1 protein-coding gene is annotated in these 957 nt (G+C 38.3%); it reads right to left on the reverse strand.

Annotation, left to right across the window (positions count from 1 at the left end):
* Positions 1-180 precede the first annotated feature (180 nt).
* A partial coding sequence (locus tag C1G53_RS03760; protein WP_153046656.1) for a transposase occupies positions 181-957 on the reverse strand: 777 nt, incomplete at its 5' end.

The following is a 957-nucleotide window of genomic DNA, read 5'->3' on the forward strand; positions in this document are numbered from 1 at the left end:
TTTTCTACCATTTGTCAAGTCTATCAAGGTATTTGATGAAAAATATGTTGAGTTCAATAGTCAAAATAAGAAAATTGTTTTCTTTTGGACTAAGGTTTCGTGTAAAAAAGAGTACACGAAATTAACACCTTATGTTGAAAATTTTTGATAAGGTGTTACAATAATATTGCATAAACAATCTTACTGATTTTGGGTTAAAGTGTAATCGTAAAGTTTGTTATGCATTATGAGGTAATACATTGTCCGAATGAGACGATGTATGGAGGCAATCGTGTGTGGCTTCGTAGAAGTCGTTTGCGATTGTCTTTTTCGTTTCTCATAAAAGTCGGCGATATGGCAAGGATTGGTGTGACTAGCTGAAGCGATATTATGGATACATTTGAACAGAATCTTTCTAGCGTAGGGATTGCCACGCTTGGTAATGTGTTCCTTAGCGAGGAAGTTACCAGATTCATAGTGTCTCAGGTCAATACCGATAAAGGCATTGATTTGATTGGCAGACTGAAAACGGCGAATATCTCCCAGTTCACCAATAATACTTGTTGCAGTAGTCTCAGCGATACCAGGAATAGAGAGCAGAATGTCATATTCAGGTAATGGCTGAGCTAGTTCCACCATTTGGTCTAGAACAGTTTGTCTCTGTTCAGAAAGTCTAAGCAATTCTTTTGTATAGTAACGGACCTCTTCCAGCATTGGAGAGGTTTTCTTGACAGCACAATAAGATTGATTAGCTAGTGCTATAAGCTTCTCGGCTAAGTACGCCACACGCTTGTCCGAAATCCGTTTTGAAGTGGATTGACGAATGCTTTCTGAGAGTTTATCCTTGCTTAACTCAAGCACGAAGTCCTTACAAGGAAAAGCTATAACTAAGTTCCAGTATTGTTCACCAGTTGGTGTTGATAAGATATTTTCCAATTCAGGGAAAGTGACCTGTAAGACCTTGTGCAGGCGGTTTTT

It is taken from the genome of Streptococcus suis (assembly GCF_002960445.1).
Taxonomy (GTDB): domain Bacteria; phylum Bacillota; class Bacilli; order Lactobacillales; family Streptococcaceae; genus Streptococcus; species Streptococcus hyiners.